We start from the raw sequence: 17242 nt of genomic DNA, 5'->3' as shown, positions 1-17242 counted from the left end.
ACAATGCGAGCGGGAACAGAAGGAGAGTCGATGTCGGCAGGCGGCAGTAAGAGGGCGATCATCGCGGCGCTGGCGGCGAACGCGGGTATCGCGGCGGCCAAGTTCGTCGGATTCCTGATCACCGGGAGTTCGTCGATGCTCGCCGAGTCCGTGCACTCGGTGGCGGACACCTCTAACCAGGGGCTGCTGCTCTACGGGCAGCGCGCCGCGAGTAAGGAAGCAGATCGACTGCACCCGTTCGGATATGGACGTAGCCGATTCTTCTACTCTTTTGTGGTCGCGCTGGTGCTGTTCACGCTCGGCTCGGTCTTCGCCCTCTATGAGGGCTATCACAAGATCCACGCTCCCGAGCATCTGCAGTCGCCCATTGTCGCGATTGTGATCCTGGTGTTGGCCATAGGTTTGGAGGGCTACAGCTTCCGCACCGCCTTCGTGGAATCCAAACCGCTGAAGGGCAAAGCCAGCTGGTGGCAGTTCATCCGAAACTCCCGTAACCCGGAGCTTCCCGTCGTGCTGCTCGAAGACACCGGTGCTCTGCTGGGGCTGGCCTTCGCGCTGTTCGGCGTCGGCATGACGATTCTCACGGGCGACCCCGTGTGGGATGGGATTGGCACCGTGGCGATCGGTGTGCTGCTGGGCGTCATCGCGATCGTTTTGATGGTCGAGATGAAGAGCCTGCTGATCGGTGAAGGTGCGACCGCGACGCAGGAGCGCGCGATCCTGGACGCGCTGACCGGCACCGATCACGTCGAGCGGGTAATCCATTGCCGTACTCAGTATCTGGGTCCCGAGGAGCTTCTGGTCGCGGCCAAGATTGCGATCGCGCCCGATGCGGATCTGCCGTTGGTCGCCGCCACGATCGATGCCGCAGAACGGCGGGTGCGCGAGGCGGTGCCGATCGCGCAGGTGATCTATCTCGAGCCCGATCTGGATCGTTCGGCCGTCAATTCTTAGCCGGCCGGTGTGATCAACAGTGGTGAGCACGGGGGTTGTGCAAGACTGCCGTAATGCCAGGTAGCGGATTGTGGCGAACCAAGTCTGTCGAGCAGTCGATCGCGGATACCGACGAGCCGGAAACGAAGCTCCGTAGGGACCTAACGTGGTGGGATCTCACCGTTTTCGGGGTCTCTGTGGTCATCGGAGCCGGTATCTTCACCGTCACGGCATCGACGGCCGCCAATGTCACCGGTCCGGCGATATCGCTGTCCTTCATCATGGCTGCGATCGGGTGTGGCCTGGCCGCGATGTGCTACGCCGAGTTCGCATCGACCATTCCGGTTGCAGGCAGCGCCTATACGTTCTCCTATGCGACATTCGGTGAGTTCGCGGCCTGGATCCTGGGATGGGATCTCATCTTGGAGTTCTCGGTTGGTGCGGCCACCGTCGCGAAGGGCTGGTCGAGCTATCTGAGCACGGTATTTGGGTTATCGAGTGGCACAGTGCATCTCGGATCGCTCAAGATCGACTGGGGCGCGCTGCTCATTGTCTCGGTGTTGACGGTGCTGCTGGCCGTCGGCACCAAGCTGTCTTCACGGGTGTCCCTCGTCATCACGACCGTCAAGGTCCTGGTGGTGCTGCTGGTGATCATCGTCGGCGCGTTCTTCATCAAGGCGGCCAACTACACACCGTTCGTTCCACCGGCGGAGGCAGGAAGTTCCAGCAGGACCGGTTTGGATCAGTCCCTGTTTTCGTTCATCGCCGGCGGCTCCGGAAGCCAGTACGGCTGGTTCGGGGTGCTGGCGGGCGCCTCGATCGTGTTCTTCGCGTTCATCGGGTTCGATGTCGTCGCCACCACCGCGGAGGAAACGCGGAACCCGCAAAAAGATGTGCCGCGCGGCATCATCGCCTCGCTCGTCATCGTCACCGTTCTGTACGTCGCGGTCACGGTGGTGCTCTCGGGCATGGTCAAGTACAGCGACCTGCGGGCGGCCGATTCGCACCCGAATCTGTCCACGGCATTTCACCTCAACGGTGTCGACTGGGCGGCCAAGGTCATCGCCATCGGCGCGCTGGCCGGCCTGACCACGGTGGTGATGGTGCTGATGCTCGGACAGATCCGCGTCATCTTCGCGATGTGCCGTGATGGACTGCTGCCCCGCGAACTCGCCCGGACGGGATCGCATGGCACACCCATACGCATCACCCTCATCGTGGGCTTTCTTGTCGCGATAGCGGCGTCTCTCACCCCGATAGAGGGGCTGGAAGAGATCGTCAACGTCGGGACATTGTTCGCCTTTGTGCTGGTGTCGGCCGGCGTCATCGTGCTGCGGCGCTCCCGGCCCGACTTGCCCCGTAGCTTCCGCACACCGGGTGTGCCGTGGCTGCCCGTGGTCGCGATCCTGGCGTGCGGGTGGTTGATGCTCAATCTCGCCGTCCGCACCTGGATGTTCGCATTGGCCTGGATGGTCATCGGCGTGATCGTCTACTTCGCTTATAGCCGCAGGCACTCGGTGCTGGGGTTGCGGGTAGCCGTCGAGAAGTAGCGCGCTCCCTATCTCTCCGTGGGTCCCTTGTGGGTGACGCACACCACCAGGCACTTTACAAAACATAGTCATTTGTCTAGACAAGCGACGAATCATGTCCTATCGTCAAATCTGTTCGGTGACGTACCTCACGCAGATATAGACCGAGGAGATAGTGACGATGACGTCAAACCTTGATGCAGCCCATGACCTGCCCGTCCAGTGGCGCGACCGCAAGCGCCACATGTGGCTGTACGGGATGATCCCGCCCACCGCGATCTTCATTGCGACGGCGCTGGTTTATGCGATGAACCAGCTCGGATGGCAGCAGTTCTCGCCGTTCTTCTTCTGGATCGGCCCACTGCTGGTGTACGTGATCCTGCCGCTGCTGGATCTGCGGTTCGGTGCCGACGGCGAGAACGCACCCGATGAGGTGATGGAGGCGCTGGAGAACGACAAGTACTACCGCTATTGCACGTACATCTTCATTCCCTTCCAGTACGCGAGCTTCTTCCTGGGGGCCTACTACTTCACCGCCACCGACCTGAGTTGGATCGGGTTCGACAACGGCATCAGCTGGATCTCCAAGCTGGGTATCGCCTTGTCGATTGGTGTGCTCGGCGGCGTCGGCATCAACACGGCCCACGAGATGGGGCACAAGAAAGACGAGCTGGAGCGCTGGCTCTCGAAGATCACACTGGCGCAGACGTTCTACGGCCACTTCTATATCGAGCACAACCGCGGACACCATGTGCGCGTCGCGACACCTGAGGATCCGGCCAGCTCGCGATTCGGCGAGACGTTCTGGGGCTTCTGGCCGCGCAGCGTCTGGGGCAGCCTGAAGTCTTCGTGGAATCTGGAGGCCACCCGCATGAAGCGGCTGAACCGCTTCGTGCTGCACCCCAGCAACGATGTGGTGAACGCCTGGCTGATGACGGTGGTGTTGTTCGGGGTCACCATCGCCATCTTCGGCACCGCGGTCATCCCGTACCTGATCATTCAGGCCATCTACGGCTTCACCTTCCTGGAGACGGTGAACTACCTGGAGCACTACGGGCTGCTGCGGCAGAAGGTCGCCGGCGGGCGGTACGAGCGCTGCACCCCCAAGCACAGCTGGAACTCCGATCACCTGGTGACCAACATCTTCCTGTACCACCTGCAGCGGCACAGCGATCACCACGCCAACCCCACCCGGCGCTACCAGACTCTGCGCAGCATGGACGGTGCTCCGAACCTGCCCAGTGGCTACGCCACGATGCTGACGCTGGCCTACTTTCCGCCGCTGTGGCGCAAGGTGATGGATCAGCGGGTGCTGGATCACTACGACGGCGACATCACCAAGGTCAACATCCAGCCCAGCAAGCGCGCCAAGATTCTGGCCAAGTACGGCGTAACCGAACAGGCGGCCTGACATGTCCCAGTACCGTTGCCCCATATGTCAGTACGTGTACGACGAGAGCACGGGTGCCCCTCGCGAGGGGTTCCCGGCCGGGACGGCGTGGTCGGAGGTTCCCGACGACTGGTGCTGCCCCGACTGCGGAGTGCGCGAGAAGGTGGATTTTGAAGCCCTGCAAGGAGCGGAATCATGAGCGACGACGACTACAAGTTGTTCGAATGCATGCAGTGCGGATTTCAGTACGACGAGGCGCTGGGCTGGCCGGAGGACGGTATCGAGCCGGGCACTCGCTGGGATGACATCCCCGAGGACTGGAGCTGCCCGGACTGCGGGGCCGCCAAGGCCGACTTCGTGATGGTGGAGATCGCGCGGCCATGACATTGACCGAGTACACCGCGCCTGCCAGGCTCCACGGTGTGACGCCACGAGTGCCGTATGCAGAGGCCGCGCGGGCGCTGCTTCGCGAATCGGTGCTTGATGCGCTCGGAGACCTTCTGCGTCATCAGGATTGGTCGGCAGTGACCATGTCGGCGGTCGCCCGCCGGGCAGGAGTCAGTCGTCAGACGCTGTACAACGAATTCGGTTCCCGGCAGGGGCTGGCTCAGGGATACGCCCTGCGGCTGGCCTTGCGTCTGGCCGACTCCGTCAACGACGCGATCTACGCCAACGTCGGTGATATCCATGGCGCGTTGCACCAGGGATTCGCGGCCTTCTTCGCCGAGAGTGCCGCAGACCCCATGGTCATCTCGTTGTTGACAGGCGAGGCCAAGCCCGAACTCATGCGCCTCGTGACGGTCGACAGCGCGTTGATCGTGCTGCCGGCGTCGGCGCGGCTCACCGAGTCGTTTGCGAACAGCTGGGTGGCCGCCAGTGAGGAAGACGCGGCCATCCTCGCGAGGTCGATTGTGCGGCTGGCGATTAGTTACGTGTCGATGCCGCCGGAGTCGGATCATGATGTGGCGCTCGATATGGCGCGCCTGCTGTCCCCGTTCGTGGAAGCCAACGCGCTCACCGACAAGGCCCCCGCAAGCGGGACGGGCCCCCAGTGACCTGCGCATCCATAAATCTCGCTACCTGATCTAACTATCTGTTGCTTACACGCGCTAACCTGGTGACGGACCCGTGTGTGTCAGTTGAATTGACATACAGGAATTATTCAAGCGACGCGATTGAGGTGGCGATGACCGAGCTGGTGGCCGACGTACGCAACGGCATTGATTACAAGGTGGCCGATCTTTCCGAGGCCGAGTTCGGCCGCAAGGAGATCCGTCTCGCCGAGCATGAGATGCCCGGCCTCATGGCGCTGCGTCGCGAGTACGCGGATGTATTGCCGCTCAAGGGCGCTCGCATTTCGGGCTCGCTGCACATGACGATCCAGACCGCGGTGCTGATCGAGACGTTGACGGCCCTGGGCGCCGAGGTGCGCTGGGCTTCTTGCAACATCTTCTCCACCCAGGACCATGCGGCGGCGGCGATCGTCGTCGGCCCGCACGGCACCCCGGAGGAGCCTCAGGGCACCCCGGTCTTCGCCTGGAAGGGCGAGACGCTGGAGGAGTACTGGTGGGCCGCCGAGCAGATGCTCACCTGGCCGAACGAGCCGGCCAACATGATCCTCGACGACGGCGGCGACGCCACCATGCTGGTGCTGCGCGGCGCGCAGTTCGAGCAGGCCGGCGTGGTGCCCCCGGCGGACGACAACGACTCGGCCGAGTACAAGGTCTTTCTGAACCTGCTGCGTGAGCGGTTCGAAACCGACAAGGACAAGTGGACCAAGATCGCCGAGTCGGTCCAGGGTGTCACCGAGGAGACCACCACCGGCGTGCTGCGCCTGTACCAGTTCGCCGCTGCCGGCGAACTGGCGTTCCCGGCCATCAACGTCAACGACTCGGTGACCAAGAGCAAGTTCGACAACAAGTACGGCACCCGGCACTCGCTGGTCGACGGCATCAACCGCGGCACCGACGTGCTCATCGGTGGCAAGAAGGTGCTGATCTGTGGCTACGGCGACGTCGGCAAGGGCTGCGCCGAGTCCCTCGCGGGACAGGGCGCTCGTGTGCAGGTCACCGAGATCGACCCGATCAACGCGCTGCAGGCGCTCATGGACGGGTTCGATGTCGTCACCGTCGAGCAGGCCATCGGCAATGCCGACATCGTGGTGACCGCGACCGGTAACTACGACATCATCCTGCTGGACCACATGAAGGCCATGAAGGACCAGGCGATCCTGGGCAACATCGGCCACTTCGACAACGAGATCGACATGGCGGCCCTCGAGAAGTCCGGCGCCACGCGGCTCAACATCAAGCCGCAGGTCGACCTGTGGACCTTCGGGGACTCGGGCAAGTCGATCATCGTGCTGTCCGAGGGGCGTCTGCTCAACCTGGGTAACGCCACCGGACACCCGTCGTTCGTGATGAGCAACAGCTTCTCCAACCAGGTGATCGCGCAGATCGAGCTGTGGACCAAGAACGACGAGTACGACAACGAGGTTTACCGACTGGCCAAGCACCTGGATGAGAAGGTGGCGCGCATTCACGTCGAGGCTCTCGGCGGCACGCTGACCAAGCTCACCAAGGATCAGGCCGAGTACATCGGCGTCGACGTGGAAGGCCCGTACAAGCCGGAGCACTACCGCTACTGATCGCCGCTCATCCGCGTAGAGGCCCCTTGCACTCCGGTGCCGGGGGCCTTTGCGTAGGCTGACCAGCCGTGGGCCAGCTGATTGCGATCGAGGGTGTCGACGGCGCGGGCAAGCGCACGCTTACCGCCGCGCTGACGAAGCGCTGCGGATTGCAGGGGTTATCCGTTGCGACGCTGGATTTTCCGCGCTACGGACGCTCGGTGCACGCCGATCTCGCGGCCGAGTCGCTCAAGGGCGGGCACGGCGATGTGGTGTCCTCCGCGTACGCGATGGGACTGCTGTTCGCCCTCGACCGCCGCAGTGCGCTCGGTGAGATAGCCGAGCTGATCGCCGCGAACGATTTGGTGATACTGGATCGCTGGGTTGCGTCCAACGCTGCCTATGGCGCGGCGCGGCTGCATCAGGACGGCGGCGGCGACATGGCGCGCTGGGTCTATGAGCTTGAGTACCAACGCTTTGGCCTGCCGCATCCCGACCGGCAGGTGTTCTTGAACGTTTCCCCGGAGCTTGCTCAGCAGCGGGCGCGGCACCGCGAGGAGCAGGAGAGCGCGCGCACCCGCGATACCTATGAGCGTGATGCGGATCTGCAGTCGCGGGTCTCCGCGGCGTATGCCGATTTGGCGCAACGGAATTGGGGTGGCCCATGGGTGATCACCGATGGCGCCGACCCGGATGCGTTGGCCGAGAGGCTCCTACGCCGAGTGTGAAGATTCGGCGGGTATTTCGCCGAATTACCGCCGTGGCTTCACACTCGACGGGTGTGACCGTAGAGGCTCACCATTCACTGGCTTCGGCCTCTTCCTCGCGGTCGACATGCCAGCGCACCGAGGAGACGGCTGGTTCCATGGACAGGCGGCTCACCGCGGACTCCAGCAGTGAGTCGTTGCGCTCTTCGGCGCTCAGCTTCGCCACCACGCGCACATGCTTGCCGTCTTCGACGTCATAGGACCGCACCGATTGCAGCGCGAATTCGGGCCTGCTGACGGCCTGCACGGTGAGTGCGCGGATGTGCGCCTCGGTCTCGTCGGTGGTGGTGACCTCGAACAGGTACGCGGCCGGCCGGGCTTCGCGGCCGATGGCAGGCTGGCGATCCAGCAGATGTCCGAGCGGCCGCAACAGCACGTTGGCCAGCACGATGGCGGCGGTACCGACTATCGCGACGTCGTACATCCCGCCGCCGGCCAGTGCCCCCACGGCGGCGGTGGCCCACATGGTGGCGGCGGTGTTCAGTCCGGTGATGGTTGCGCCCTGCTTCATGATCACGCCGGCGCCGAGGAAACCGATGCCCGAAACAATCTGTGCTGCAACGCGAGTCGGGTCGGCGCCGGGGCCGTGGAAGCTGTAGCCGCCCATGATGACGAAGAGTGTCGCACCCAGGCACACCAGCGCGTTGGTGCGCAGGCCGGCATTTTTGGCGCGCCACTGCCGTTCGATCCCGATGACGCAACCCAGGCCAAATCCCAGGGCTACGCGGATGATGACATCCCAATGACTCATGATGGGTCCTGTTCTCTTGCAGTGGCTTCGAGGTGCACACAACGGTGTGGTGCAACAAGAGCGCCTTCGCGCGCGACCCTGATGTGCGTTAGAAGGCGCTGTGGATACTCGGAGGTTGACTATCGGACATAGTCGCGTCACCTCCTAAGCGTGTGCGCAAAGCGCGCATGAACCACTGCTGAACAAAGCGCCATCATTAAACACCCGTCTGCCGGTGACCGGCAAGGCGTCCGCGTGCTTCGTGGATATCCACGCCACATTGGGGGCGGGACGGCAGGATTGGTGCGTGTTCTTCGATCTGAGTGTGCGAGATTTCCTGGACCGCGCGGAGCTGGTGTATCCCGACCGCGTCGGGGTTGTCGACGAGCCGGTGCAACCGGCGCCCTCCTGGGGAGCGGTGACCTACCGGCAGCTTGCCGAGCGGGCGCGCGGGCAGGCCGCGGCACTCGACGGTCTGGGTGTCGGACCGGGGGAGCGGGTCGCGATTGTCTCGCAGAACAGTGCGCGACTGCTCACCTCGTTCTTCGGGGTTTCCGGGTGGGGACGCATCCTGGTACCCGTCAACTTTCGGTTGGCTCCCGCTGAGATCGAGTACATCGTCGAGCACTCACGGGCTTCGGTACTGATAGTGGACCCGGAGGTGCGTGGGCTGCTCGACACCGTGCGCGCCACCCATAACTTCGTGCTGGGAGAGGATGACGCCGCGATATTCGGTGAGATCAGCTCGCCGCAGCGTGCCGATCCGAGACCATGGTCGTGCACCGAATCAGACACCGCCACTTTGAATTACACCTCAGGAACCACGAGCCGGCCCAAAGGCGTGCAACTCACTCATCGCAACATCTGGATCAACGCAGTCGTTTTCGGGTTGCATGCCACCCTGCGTGACGACGATGTGCTGCTGCACACGTTGCCGATGTTCCATTGCAACGGGTGGGGGTGGCCGTATGCGGCGACCGGAATGGGTGGCCGGCACATCGTGCTGCGCAAGGTCGACGGTGACGAGATCTTGCGGCGTATCGCAGAGCATGGAGTCACCGTGATGTGCGCGGCGCCAACGGTCGTCGATTCTGTGCTGGATGCGGCGGCCCGTTGGCAGGGGCCCATCCCCGGCCGGGACCGGGTTCGGATCATCGTCGCGGGTGCGCCGCCCCCGACGCGAACCATCGAGCGCGTGCGTGCTGAACTCGGCTGGGAGTTCATCCAGATATACGGGCTCACCGAGACCGCACCGCTGATCACGATGAATCGCTTTCGGTCCGAGTGGGCCGATCTCGACGACCACCAGCAGGCTCGCATGCTGGGCCGCGCGGGAGCCCCGGCGATAGGTGTGCGGGTATCGATCGCCGAGGACGGTGAGGTACTCACTCAGTCGAACACGAATCTTGACGGCTACTGGGATCAGCCGGAGGCGACCACGGAAGCATTGGCGGGCAATTGGTTTCATACCGGTGATCGCGGATCGATGTCCGACGGGTACCTGAGCATCTCGGACCGCAAGAAGGACATCATCATTACCGGCGGCGAGAACGTGTCGTCCATCGAAGTGGAAGACGCGCTGATATCTCATCCAGGGGTCCGTGAGGCTGCCGTCGTCGGAGTGCCCGACGACAAGTGGGGCGAACTGGTTACCGCTGTCGTGGTGATCTCGGTGACAGATCCGGGGACAGATCCGCCGACCGGGCCGGATCTCATCGCGCACTGCCGGGAGCATCTGGCCGGATACAAATGCCCCAAACGCGTCGAGTTCGTCGATTCCTTACCCAGAACCGCGACCGGGAAGATTCAGAAGTTCAGGATCCGCCAGCAGCTCGCGTGAGACTAGTTCGCAACTCGCCCCTTTGGTACCCCGGTTTTGTCACGATCTAGTGACACGATGGGCTCTATGAGGCAAAGGATCCTTGTTGTCGACGATGACGCGTCATTGGCAGAGATGCTCACCATCGTGTTGCGCGGGGAGGGCTTCGAGACGGCAGTGGTGAGCGACGGTACTCAGGCGCTCACCGCGGTCCGTGAGCTGCGCCCCGATCTGGTTCTATTGGATCTCATGCTGCCCGGGATGAATGGCATCGACGTATGCCGGGTGCTGCGTTCCGATTCCGGTGTGCCGATCGTCATGCTGACCGCCAAGACCGACACCGTCGATGTGGTGCTCGGCCTGGAGTCGGGTGCCGACGACTACATCATGAAGCCGTTCAAGCCCAAGGAGCTCGTCGCACGTATTCGTGCCCGGTTGCGGCGCAACGACGACGAACCCGCCGAGCTGCTGAACATCGCGGGCATCGACATCGATGTTCCCGCGCACAAGGTGACGCGCGAGGGCGAGCAGATCTCCCTGACCCCGCTGGAGTTCGACCTGCTGGTGGCGCTGGCACGCAAACCGCGCCAGGTGTTTACTCGTGATGTGCTGCTCGAACAGGTGTGGGGCTACCGTCACCCGGCCGATACCCGGCTGGTGAATGTCCACGTGCAGCGGCTGCGGGCGAAGGTCGAGAAGGATCCCGAGAATCCGACCGTGGTGTTGACCGTTCGAGGAGTGGGATATAAGGCCGGACCCCCGTGATCTTCAGCTCGAAGCGGCGCATTCAGCGGCGATCGGCACCACTGGTACGCGGACTGAAGGCACTGAGTCGAGCGGTCGGGTTCACCTGGCGCCGTTCCCTGCAGGTGCGGGTGGTGGTGTCCAATTTGGCGCTGTCCTCCCTGGTCATCCTGATTCTGGGATTCGTGCTCACCAGCCAGGTGACCGACCGCATTCTGGAGTCGAAGATTCGGGTCGCGACCGAAGAGATGGAACGCGCTCGCGTCATCGTCAGCGATGACGTCGGTGGCGAGGAGACGCGGTCGCTGCAGAGCAGCCTGGAGCTGGCCCGTAACCAGCTGCTGAACGGCAGCAAGGGATCCGAAGGCGGTGGCGCCGGAGCGTTTGACGCGGTCCTGCTGGTGCCCGGCGACGGTCCCCGCGAGGCGACGTCGGCTGGCCCCGCCACCCAGATCCCCGGCCCGCTGCGCGAATTCGTCAAGGCCGGTCAGGTCAGTTACCAGTATTCGACAGTCCATACCGAGAGCTTCTCCGGGAAAGCTCTGGTCATCGGCTCGCCGACCACGTCGAAGGTCACCGCGCTCGAGCTGTACCTGGTCTTCCCGCTGTCGAACGAGGAAAGCACGATTTCGCTGGTGCGCGGCACCATCGTCACCGGCGGTGTGGTGCTGCTGGTGCTGCTGGCGGCCGCCGCGCTGCTGGTCGCGCGCCAGGTGGTGTTGCCGGTGCGGTCGGCCTCGCGCATTGCCGAGCGATTCGCCGAAGGACATCTGTCCGAACGCATGCCGGTGCGCGGTGTCGATGACATGGCACGGCTCGCGGTGTCGTTCAACGACATGGCCGAAAGCCTCTCGCGGGAGATCACCCAGCTGGAAGAGTTCGGAAACCTGCAGCGCCGCTTCACCTCCGACGTCAGCCACGAACTGCGTACACCGTTGACCACGGTGCGCATGGCGGCCGATCTCATCTACGACAACCGTGAGGAGCTCGACCCGGCGCTGCAGCGTTCCGCCGAACTGATGGTCAACGAGCTCGACCGGTTTGAGACGCTGCTGAGTGACCTGCTGGAAATCTCGCGGCACGACGCCGGCGTGGCCGAGCTCGCCGTGGAGCAGGTGGATCTGCGCGACACCGTCAAGACCGTGGTGGCTTCGGTCAAGCACCTGGCAGACGAGTTGGACACCGAGGTAGAGCTCGACATGCCCGACAGCGAGATCATCGCGGAGGTGGATCCCCGTCGGGTGGAGCGGATTTTGCGCAACCTTGTCGCCAACGCGATCGACCACAGCGAGCACAAGCCCGTCACCATCCGGATGGCCGCCGATATCGACAGCGTCGCCGTCACCGTGCGCGATCGCGGAGTTGGACTGCGTCCCGGTGAGGAAAAGCTGGTGTTCAACCGGTTCTGGCGTGCCGACCCATCGCGCAAGCGTCACTCGGGCGGCACCGGGCTGGGGTTGGCGATCAGCGTCGAGGACGCCCGGTTGCATCAGGGTCGCCTGGAGGCGTGGGGAGAACCAGGCAACGGGGCGCTTTTCCGATTGACGGTGCCGTTGGTTCGTGGGCATAAAGTGACCACGAGCCCGCTTCCGTTGAACCCGACCAGCCGTCCGAGTGCTGGTGCGCGCCGGCCGGTTTCGCGGGGAACTCAGCCAGGGGAACGGGGAATCCAGCCGGGGGAGCAGGAGACCACACCAATGCGTACCTCGGGTGCCAAGGCCGACCACGTGCGGGAGTCGTCCTGATGCGCCGCCGGGTGGCCGCGGTACTGACCGCGGTGGCACTCGGTATCACCGGCTGTGCCGGAGTGCCGACCTCGTCCTCGCCACAGGCCATCGGCACGGTGCAGCGGCCATTACCGCCAGGGATGCCGGCACCCACCCCGGGGATGGAACCCGAGACGGTGCTGCGCGAATTCTTGAAGGCGACCGCGGACCCCTCTAACAGGCACCGTGCGGCGCGCCAGTTCCTCACCGAATCCAGTTCGCGGACGTGGGATGACGCGGGCGATGCGGTGCTGATCGAGTCGCCGTCATTCGCCGACCAGCGCGGCGTCGATCGATGGACGATCAATGTGCGCGCCAACAAGTTGGGCACGCTGTCCGACATCGGGGTCTTCGAGATGCACCAGGGTGATGTTCAGGATCCCCAGTTCACGCTGGTGAAGGCCAACGGCGAATGGCGGATCGATTCGTTGCCCAATGGGGTGTTCCTTGACTGGGGGCAGTTTCAGTCCACCTATCGCCGGTACACGGTGTACTTCGCCGACCCGGCGGGTCGCACGGTCGTGCCCGATCCGCGCTATGTGGCGGTCAACGATCCCGATCTGCTGGCCACCGAGCTCGTGTACAAGCTGCTGTCCGGCCCACGCCCGGAACTGGTTGGGGCGGTGCGCAACCACCTGAGCGGTCTGCGGTTGCGCGGCCCGCTGACCCGCGTCGATGGCAGCAGGGTGGACGTGGGGCGCGGATACGGCGGCGTGCGCGTGGAGCTGGAGGGCAACCTCACGCCCGATCAGCGGACCCGCCAGTTCCTTGCCGCGCAGGTGATTTGGACGCTCTCGCGGGCCGGTATCGCCGGGCCGTACGTCCTGCAGGTCAACGGTGCTCCCCTCGACGAGCAGTTCGCGGAAGGCTGGAGCACCCAGAACGTCGCGTCGACCGACCCCGGCGCATCGGAGGGCGCGGGGGTGGGCCTCTACGGATTGTTGAACGGGTCCATGGTGACGGTCGACCGTGATGCCGCGGTGCCCGTGCGTGGATCTTTTGGCCAAGTGGGAAACCAGGTTTCGGCTGCACTCTCGCGTAGTGGGCGTCAGATTGCCTCGGTAATCCGGGTGCAGGGCGGAGACGATCCGCAGATGTCGCTCTGGGTGGGTGCCAACGGCGCCAACGGCAGCGAGGCCGTCGGCGGTAAGACGCTGACCCGCCCGACCTGGGCGCTCGACGACGCGGTGTGGACGGTGATCGACGGCGGCCGAGTGGTCCGGATAATCCAGGAAGCCACCACGTCGATGGTGGCGGTGCTGCCCGTCGAATCATCCGCGGTGGCGGAGAAGTACAAGGGCCCCATCAGCGAATTGGCCCTATCCCGCGATGGCACGCGCGCCGCGATGATCATCGATGGCCAGGTGATCCTGGCGACGGTGATACAGACCGACAGCGGCGATTACGCCCTGGCCCATCCGCGCCGGTTGGGCTACGGACTCGGGAACTCCGCGGTGTCGCTGGCCTGGCGCACCGGCGACGACATCGCGGTGGCGCGCAACGACGGTTCACATCCGGTGGCGAATGTGAACCTCGACGGAGTGAACTCGGATCTCAACGACCAGAATCTCCTGACACCGGTCTCGACGATCGCTGCCTCGCCGGCGGCGATCTACCTCGCCGATGCGCGGGGCGTGCTGCAGCTGACGGGACTGGGCACCCCCGAAGTGCGATGGATCGAGGTACGTCCGCTCATGCTGCCGCAAGCGATTCCGGTGCTGACGGGCTAGTTGTCGGGGATCATCTCCGTGGCGAGCAGCGCCTCGGGAATTCCGAAAGCATCCACCAGGGTGCTCAGATGCGGGCGCAGCTCCTCGCACAGTTGATTGACACCGCGCCTGATGGCCTTCGCCCGTTCGGTTGAGACATGCCGGTGCATCAGGAACCATGACAGGTCCGCCTCGAGTGTGCTGTAGACAAACAGATCGCACAGCTTCTCCAGCAGTTCCTGCGCTGACTTGCTGTCGCAGCTGTCGATCGCCTCGATGAAGGCTTCCAGCACCACCCGTTCGGTGTGGGCCGAGCCCACCTTGAGGATGTGGTCCTGTGCGGAGTTGAAGACCTCGAAGGGGTCCTCATCATCGGATTGGGCGCGCTGCATCCGGGTGGCCGCGGTGCGCAGCAGGTGATCTTCGCGATTGCGCAGCAGCCGCAGCTGGGTGCCCCTGTTGCTCAAATCAGATTCCTCGACGTCCTCGTCGGAAGAGTCCAGGATTGTCTGGATGACCTGCCGGGCCGCGGAGCGTTCCAGGATCACGTCGCGGGCCATGCCTGCGATGAACCGGGTCCAGCCCACAGCATTGAGACCACGCACATCCTCGGCGTAGGCCGACAGGAGTTCCTTGGCCACCAGCTGGGTGAGCACGGTGTTATCGCCTTCGAAGGTGGTGAACACGTCGATATCGCGGCGCAGAATGGTGAGCTGGTTGGCATCGAGATAGCCGGCCCCGCCGCACGCCTCGCGGCACACGGTGATGGTGTTCTGGGCGTGCCAGCTGGTCATCGCCTTCAAACCCGCTGCGGCACTTTCCAGCTGGCGCTGCCGGTCCGCGTCCACCTCGTCGGCGGTCTGCACCTCGTGCAGTTCCTCGGTGAGCTCGTTCTGCGCGAACGCCAGTGCGTAGGACCGGGCGATCAGGGGCAATAGCTTGCGCTGATGCACCAGATAGTCGGCGATGATCACCTCGTCGTCGCTGTCCGGCGTGTCAAACTGCTTGCGTACCAGGGCATATCGCGAGGCGATGGTCAGCGCCTTGCGCGCCGCCGCACCGGAGGTCGCGGCGACGCTGACCCGTCCGCGGATGAGGGTGCCCAGCATGGTGAAGAATCGCTTGTTCTCATTCTCGATGGGCGAGGTGTAGGAGCCGTCGGCGCCGACGTTCGCATATTTGTTGAGCAGGTTGGCGCGAGGCACCCGCACGTTGTCGAACACAATGCGCCCGTTGTCGACCCCGGCGAGGCCGCCCTTGTATCCGCAGTCGCTGGTGGTGATGCCGGGTAGATCATTGCCCGCCTCATCCCGGATGGGTACCACGAAGCAATGCACTCCCCGGCCGGATGCCTCATCTCCGGGCCCGCCGGTGACGAGCTGAGCGAAAACCGCTGCCACAGTGGCGTGCTCCGCAGCGCCGCCAATGTAGTCCTTACGTGCCAGCGAGCCCTCCGAGTTCAGAACGAAGTCGCCGGTCTGGCTGTCATAGGTGGCGACGGTCTGCAGGGCCTGAACATTGGAACCATGGCCGGTCTCGGTCATGCCGAAACATCCGAGTACGTCCAGATTGATCAGCGGGACCACGTATTGCTTGTGATGGGTTGCGGTGCCGAGGTTTTCGATGGCACCGCCGAACAAGCCCCATTGCACGCCGGCCTTGACCATGAGGGAAAGATCGGCATAGCCGAGCATCTCGATGCCGACGATCGCGGCTCCGACGTCGCCGGTGCCGCCGTGTTCTTTGCGGAATCCCGCGTGTGGCAAGCCATGTGGAACCAGCTCGCGCATGATGCGCAGCGATCGCGTCCGCGCCTCCTCGAGTGTCAGTGAGGGGTCGGGTAGCAGATCGGCGCGGTTCAGGTACTCACGAGCGGCATCACGTATCGGGCCGAATCGGCCGTCGAGCGCAACGCGCAGATTCGAGGTGAGGACTTCGGGATCGGCAGGTGCTGTCCGGGTCTCCATATGCCCGAGCCTAGTCAGGTCAATCCGTCGGCTTGGCGTTCTAGGGCAAACCATTTGCTTATACCAACCAGTGGTCTAACATACCGACCAGTGGTCTATTCAGGCTGTGTGAAAGGAGATCGGGACATGAGTACTGCGTCCACCACGGTCGATCCGGCCCTGCGTACCCGCGCATTTGCGCGGGTCATCGGCCCCTTTGTCGCGACGGTCACCGCCATCATCGCCGTGCGCGCGGCAGATCTGCGCTTCCTGGGCGACAGCTTCTTCACAGAGCCGATGTGGTCGTGGCTGTTCGGTGCCCTGCTGCTGTTTTGTGGGCTGATGATCATCGCCTTCCATCAGTTTTGGCGAGGACTCGCGCCGGTGATCATCTCGCTGTTCGGATGGTTCCTGGCCCTGCGCGGATTCGTGCTGCTGGCGTTTCCTCAGCTGATGCAGAAGGGAGTCGATGCCTCGGTGCCCGCAGTCGGCCCGGTCCGTTTCTTCTTCCTGTTTCTGACGGTTGTCGGTGTGTACCTGACCTACGTCGGCTGGATCAGGAAGCGCTGACGTATGCCACGTGTGGTGAAGCATCCGGAGGTGCGCCGGGCCGAGTTGCTCGATCTGGCGATGACTCTGTTCCTGGAACGCGGCTACGAGAAGGTGAGCCTCAACGATCTCATCGCCACCTCCGGCATGTCGAAAGGTGCTTTCTACCATTACTTTTCTTCGAAAGAGGCCCTGGTGGCCACGCTGGCGGAGCGTAGCGCCGACCAGGCCTTCGAGGTGCTGAGTCCGGTGTTCACCGAGCCGGGCATGGGGGCGTTGGAGCGGCTGAACGCCGGACTGCGCGCTAGCTACGAGGTGAAAATGGCGCTTGGTGCACCGGAGAGCATCGCGGCGATGGTGTCGATGTTCAGCCCAGAGAATCAGCCGCTGCTGCGCCGGATCTCGGCAATCTGGGAGGACAAGTTCCGTCCCGTGCTTACCGAGCTGATCACTCACGGAGTCGCCGAGGGGGTGTTCCAGACATTCGATCCCGAGGGCGTCGGCGACATGATTCAGGGCTTCGCGGCCAACATGGGCTCTACCGTGCAGAGGATCGTGGCCGCGCCGGATGCCCCGGCGCGCGCGGAGGCTGTCGATGCGGCGGTCCAGCGTCAGCGGCTCTACGGCATCGCCACCGACCGCATTCTCGGGCTACCCGACGGGACGGTCGACGTACTGGACCGTCGTCAGATCGAGAGGCTGGTCGCGGCACTCTAGGCCGGGGTGAGTGCTAT

At 63.9% G+C, this 17242-nt stretch carries 16 protein-coding genes; 14 read left to right on the top strand and 2 right to left on the bottom strand.

What is annotated here, in order from left to right; genetic code table 11:
• The first annotated feature begins 30 nt into the window (after positions 1-30).
• From RHO23_RS13920 to RHO23_RS13885, 8 genes are all read left to right on the top strand, one after another.
• Entirely contained in the window at positions 31-954 is a 924-nt protein-coding gene (locus tag RHO23_RS13920) for a cation diffusion facilitator family transporter (RefSeq protein ID WP_064409392.1), read from the top strand.
• Between the two features lie 53 nt (positions 955-1007).
• Entirely contained in the window at positions 1008-2483 is a 1476-nt protein-coding gene (locus RHO23_RS13915; RefSeq protein ID WP_030096904.1) for an amino acid permease, read from the top strand.
• 160 nt (positions 2484-2643) lie between these two features.
• On the top strand, positions 2644-3873 hold the full coding sequence (locus RHO23_RS13910; protein WP_030096905.1) for an alkane 1-monooxygenase: 1230 nt from the start codon (positions 2644-2646) through the stop codon (positions 3871-3873).
• Between the two features lies 1 nt (position 3874).
• Positions 3875-4051, top strand: coding sequence for a rubredoxin (locus RHO23_RS13905; RefSeq protein ID WP_030096906.1), 177 nt, complete (start codon positions 3875-3877; stop codon positions 4049-4051).
• On the top strand, positions 4048-4236 hold the full coding sequence (locus RHO23_RS13900) for a rubredoxin (protein ID WP_030096907.1): 189 nt from the start codon (positions 4048-4050) through the stop codon (positions 4234-4236). Before RHO23_RS13905 ends, RHO23_RS13900 begins: the two co-directional genes overlap by 4 nt.
• Positions 4237-4286: 50 nt before the next feature.
• Positions 4287-4907 (top strand): TetR/AcrR family transcriptional regulator, encoded by a 621-nt coding sequence (locus RHO23_RS13895; RefSeq protein ID WP_423489235.1) that lies wholly within the window; start codon positions 4287-4289, stop codon positions 4905-4907.
• A gap of 131 nt (positions 4908-5038) precedes the next feature.
• Entirely contained in the window at positions 5039-6499 is a 1461-nt protein-coding gene (gene ahcY, locus RHO23_RS13890; protein ID WP_030096909.1) for an adenosylhomocysteinase, read from the top strand.
• 68 nt (positions 6500-6567) lie between these two features.
• Positions 6568-7206 (top strand): dTMP kinase, encoded by a 639-nt coding sequence (locus RHO23_RS13885; protein WP_057966875.1) that lies wholly within the window; start codon positions 6568-6570, stop codon positions 7204-7206.
• Between the two features lie 67 nt (positions 7207-7273).
• Here the strand turns inward: RHO23_RS13885 and RHO23_RS13880 are convergent, their stop codons facing one another.
• The gene (locus RHO23_RS13880) at positions 7274-7996 is read right to left on the bottom strand and encodes an MgtC/SapB family protein (RefSeq protein ID WP_030096911.1); all 723 of its coding nucleotides are present in this window, start codon (positions 7994-7996) and stop codon (positions 7274-7276) included.
• A gap of 286 nt (positions 7997-8282) precedes the next feature.
• On the opposite strand from RHO23_RS13880, the gene RHO23_RS13875 reads away from it, so the two are divergent.
• The 4 genes from RHO23_RS13875 to lpqB are packed head-to-tail and all read left to right on the top strand — an operon-like array spanning position 8283 to position 14034.
• Complete coding sequence (locus tag RHO23_RS13875) at positions 8283-9815, top strand: AMP-binding protein (RefSeq protein ID WP_423489234.1); 1533 nt, start codon at positions 8283-8285, stop codon at positions 9813-9815.
• A 57-nt stretch (positions 9816-9872) separates the two neighbouring features.
• Complete coding sequence (gene mtrA / locus RHO23_RS13870) at positions 9873-10559, top strand: two-component system response regulator MtrA (RefSeq protein WP_014850711.1); 687 nt, start codon at positions 9873-9875, stop codon at positions 10557-10559.
• Complete coding sequence (gene mtrB / locus RHO23_RS13865; RefSeq protein ID WP_030096913.1) at positions 10556-12283, top strand: MtrAB system histidine kinase MtrB; 1728 nt, start codon at positions 10556-10558, stop codon at positions 12281-12283. The genes mtrA and mtrB overlap by 4 nt, the downstream gene beginning before the upstream one ends.
• Positions 12280-14034: an MtrAB system accessory lipoprotein LpqB gene (gene lpqB, locus RHO23_RS13860; RefSeq protein ID WP_101312328.1), complete on the top strand. Its 1755-nt coding sequence runs from the start codon at positions 12280-12282 to the stop codon at positions 14032-14034. Before mtrB ends, lpqB begins: the two co-directional genes overlap by 4 nt.
• Here the strand turns inward: lpqB and RHO23_RS13855 are convergent.
• Complete coding sequence (locus tag RHO23_RS13855; protein WP_423487957.1) at positions 14031-15980, bottom strand: acyl-CoA dehydrogenase; 1950 nt, start codon at positions 15978-15980, stop codon at positions 14031-14033. The genes lpqB and RHO23_RS13855 overlap by 4 nt on opposite strands.
• 126 nt (positions 15981-16106) lie before the next feature.
• Between RHO23_RS13855 and RHO23_RS13850 the strand changes: the two genes are divergently transcribed.
• Positions 16107-16529 carry a hypothetical protein gene (locus RHO23_RS13850; protein WP_057966878.1) on the top strand — a complete coding sequence of 141 codons (423 nt, stop codon included), beginning with the start codon at positions 16107-16109 and terminating at the stop codon, positions 16527-16529.
• A 3-nt stretch (positions 16530-16532) separates the two neighbouring features.
• The gene (locus tag RHO23_RS13845; RefSeq protein WP_070915186.1) at positions 16533-17225 is read left to right on the top strand and encodes a TetR/AcrR family transcriptional regulator; all 693 of its coding nucleotides are present in this window, start codon (positions 16533-16535) and stop codon (positions 17223-17225) included.
• The last annotated feature ends 17 nt before the right edge of the window (positions 17226-17242 follow it).

Source organism: Mycobacteroides sp. PCS013 (assembly GCF_049532645.1).
GTDB classification, from domain to species: domain Bacteria; phylum Actinomycetota; class Actinomycetes; order Mycobacteriales; family Mycobacteriaceae; genus Mycobacterium; species Mycobacterium gwanakae.
Note: the sequence above shows the minus strand (reverse complement) of the source record. Positions and strands in the feature narration are given on the sequence as shown.

What these genes read in the sequence shown, in the direction of transcription:
- RHO23_RS13855 (WP_423487957.1), bottom strand. Translation starts at nt 15,980, where the DNA reads ATGGAGACCCGGACAGCACCTGCCGATCCCGAAGTCCTCACCTCGAAT.
- RHO23_RS13920 (WP_064409392.1), top strand. Translation starts at nt 31, where the DNA reads ATGTCGGCAGGCGGCAGTAAGAGGGCGATCATCGCGGCGCTGGCGGCG.
- RHO23_RS13880 (WP_030096911.1), bottom strand. Translation starts at nt 7,996, where the DNA reads ATGAGTCATTGGGATGTCATCATCCGCGTAGCCCTGGGATTTGGCCTG.
- mtrA (WP_014850711.1), top strand. Translation starts at nt 9,873, where the DNA reads ATGGGCTCTATGAGGCAAAGGATCCTTGTTGTCGACGATGACGCGTCA.
- RHO23_RS13900 (WP_030096907.1), top strand. Translation starts at nt 4,048, where the DNA reads ATGAGCGACGACGACTACAAGTTGTTCGAATGCATGCAGTGCGGATTT.
- RHO23_RS13915 (WP_030096904.1), top strand. Translation starts at nt 1,008, where the DNA reads ATGCCAGGTAGCGGATTGTGGCGAACCAAGTCTGTCGAGCAGTCGATC.
- RHO23_RS13905 (WP_030096906.1), top strand. Translation starts at nt 3,875, where the DNA reads ATGTCCCAGTACCGTTGCCCCATATGTCAGTACGTGTACGACGAGAGC.
- RHO23_RS13850 (WP_057966878.1), top strand. Translation starts at nt 16,107, where the DNA reads ATGAGTACTGCGTCCACCACGGTCGATCCGGCCCTGCGTACCCGCGCA.
- RHO23_RS13910 (WP_030096905.1), top strand. Translation starts at nt 2,644, where the DNA reads ATGACGTCAAACCTTGATGCAGCCCATGACCTGCCCGTCCAGTGGCGC.
- ahcY (WP_030096909.1), top strand. Translation starts at nt 5,039, where the DNA reads ATGACCGAGCTGGTGGCCGACGTACGCAACGGCATTGATTACAAGGTG.
- RHO23_RS13845 (WP_070915186.1), top strand. Translation starts at nt 16,533, where the DNA reads ATGCCACGTGTGGTGAAGCATCCGGAGGTGCGCCGGGCCGAGTTGCTC.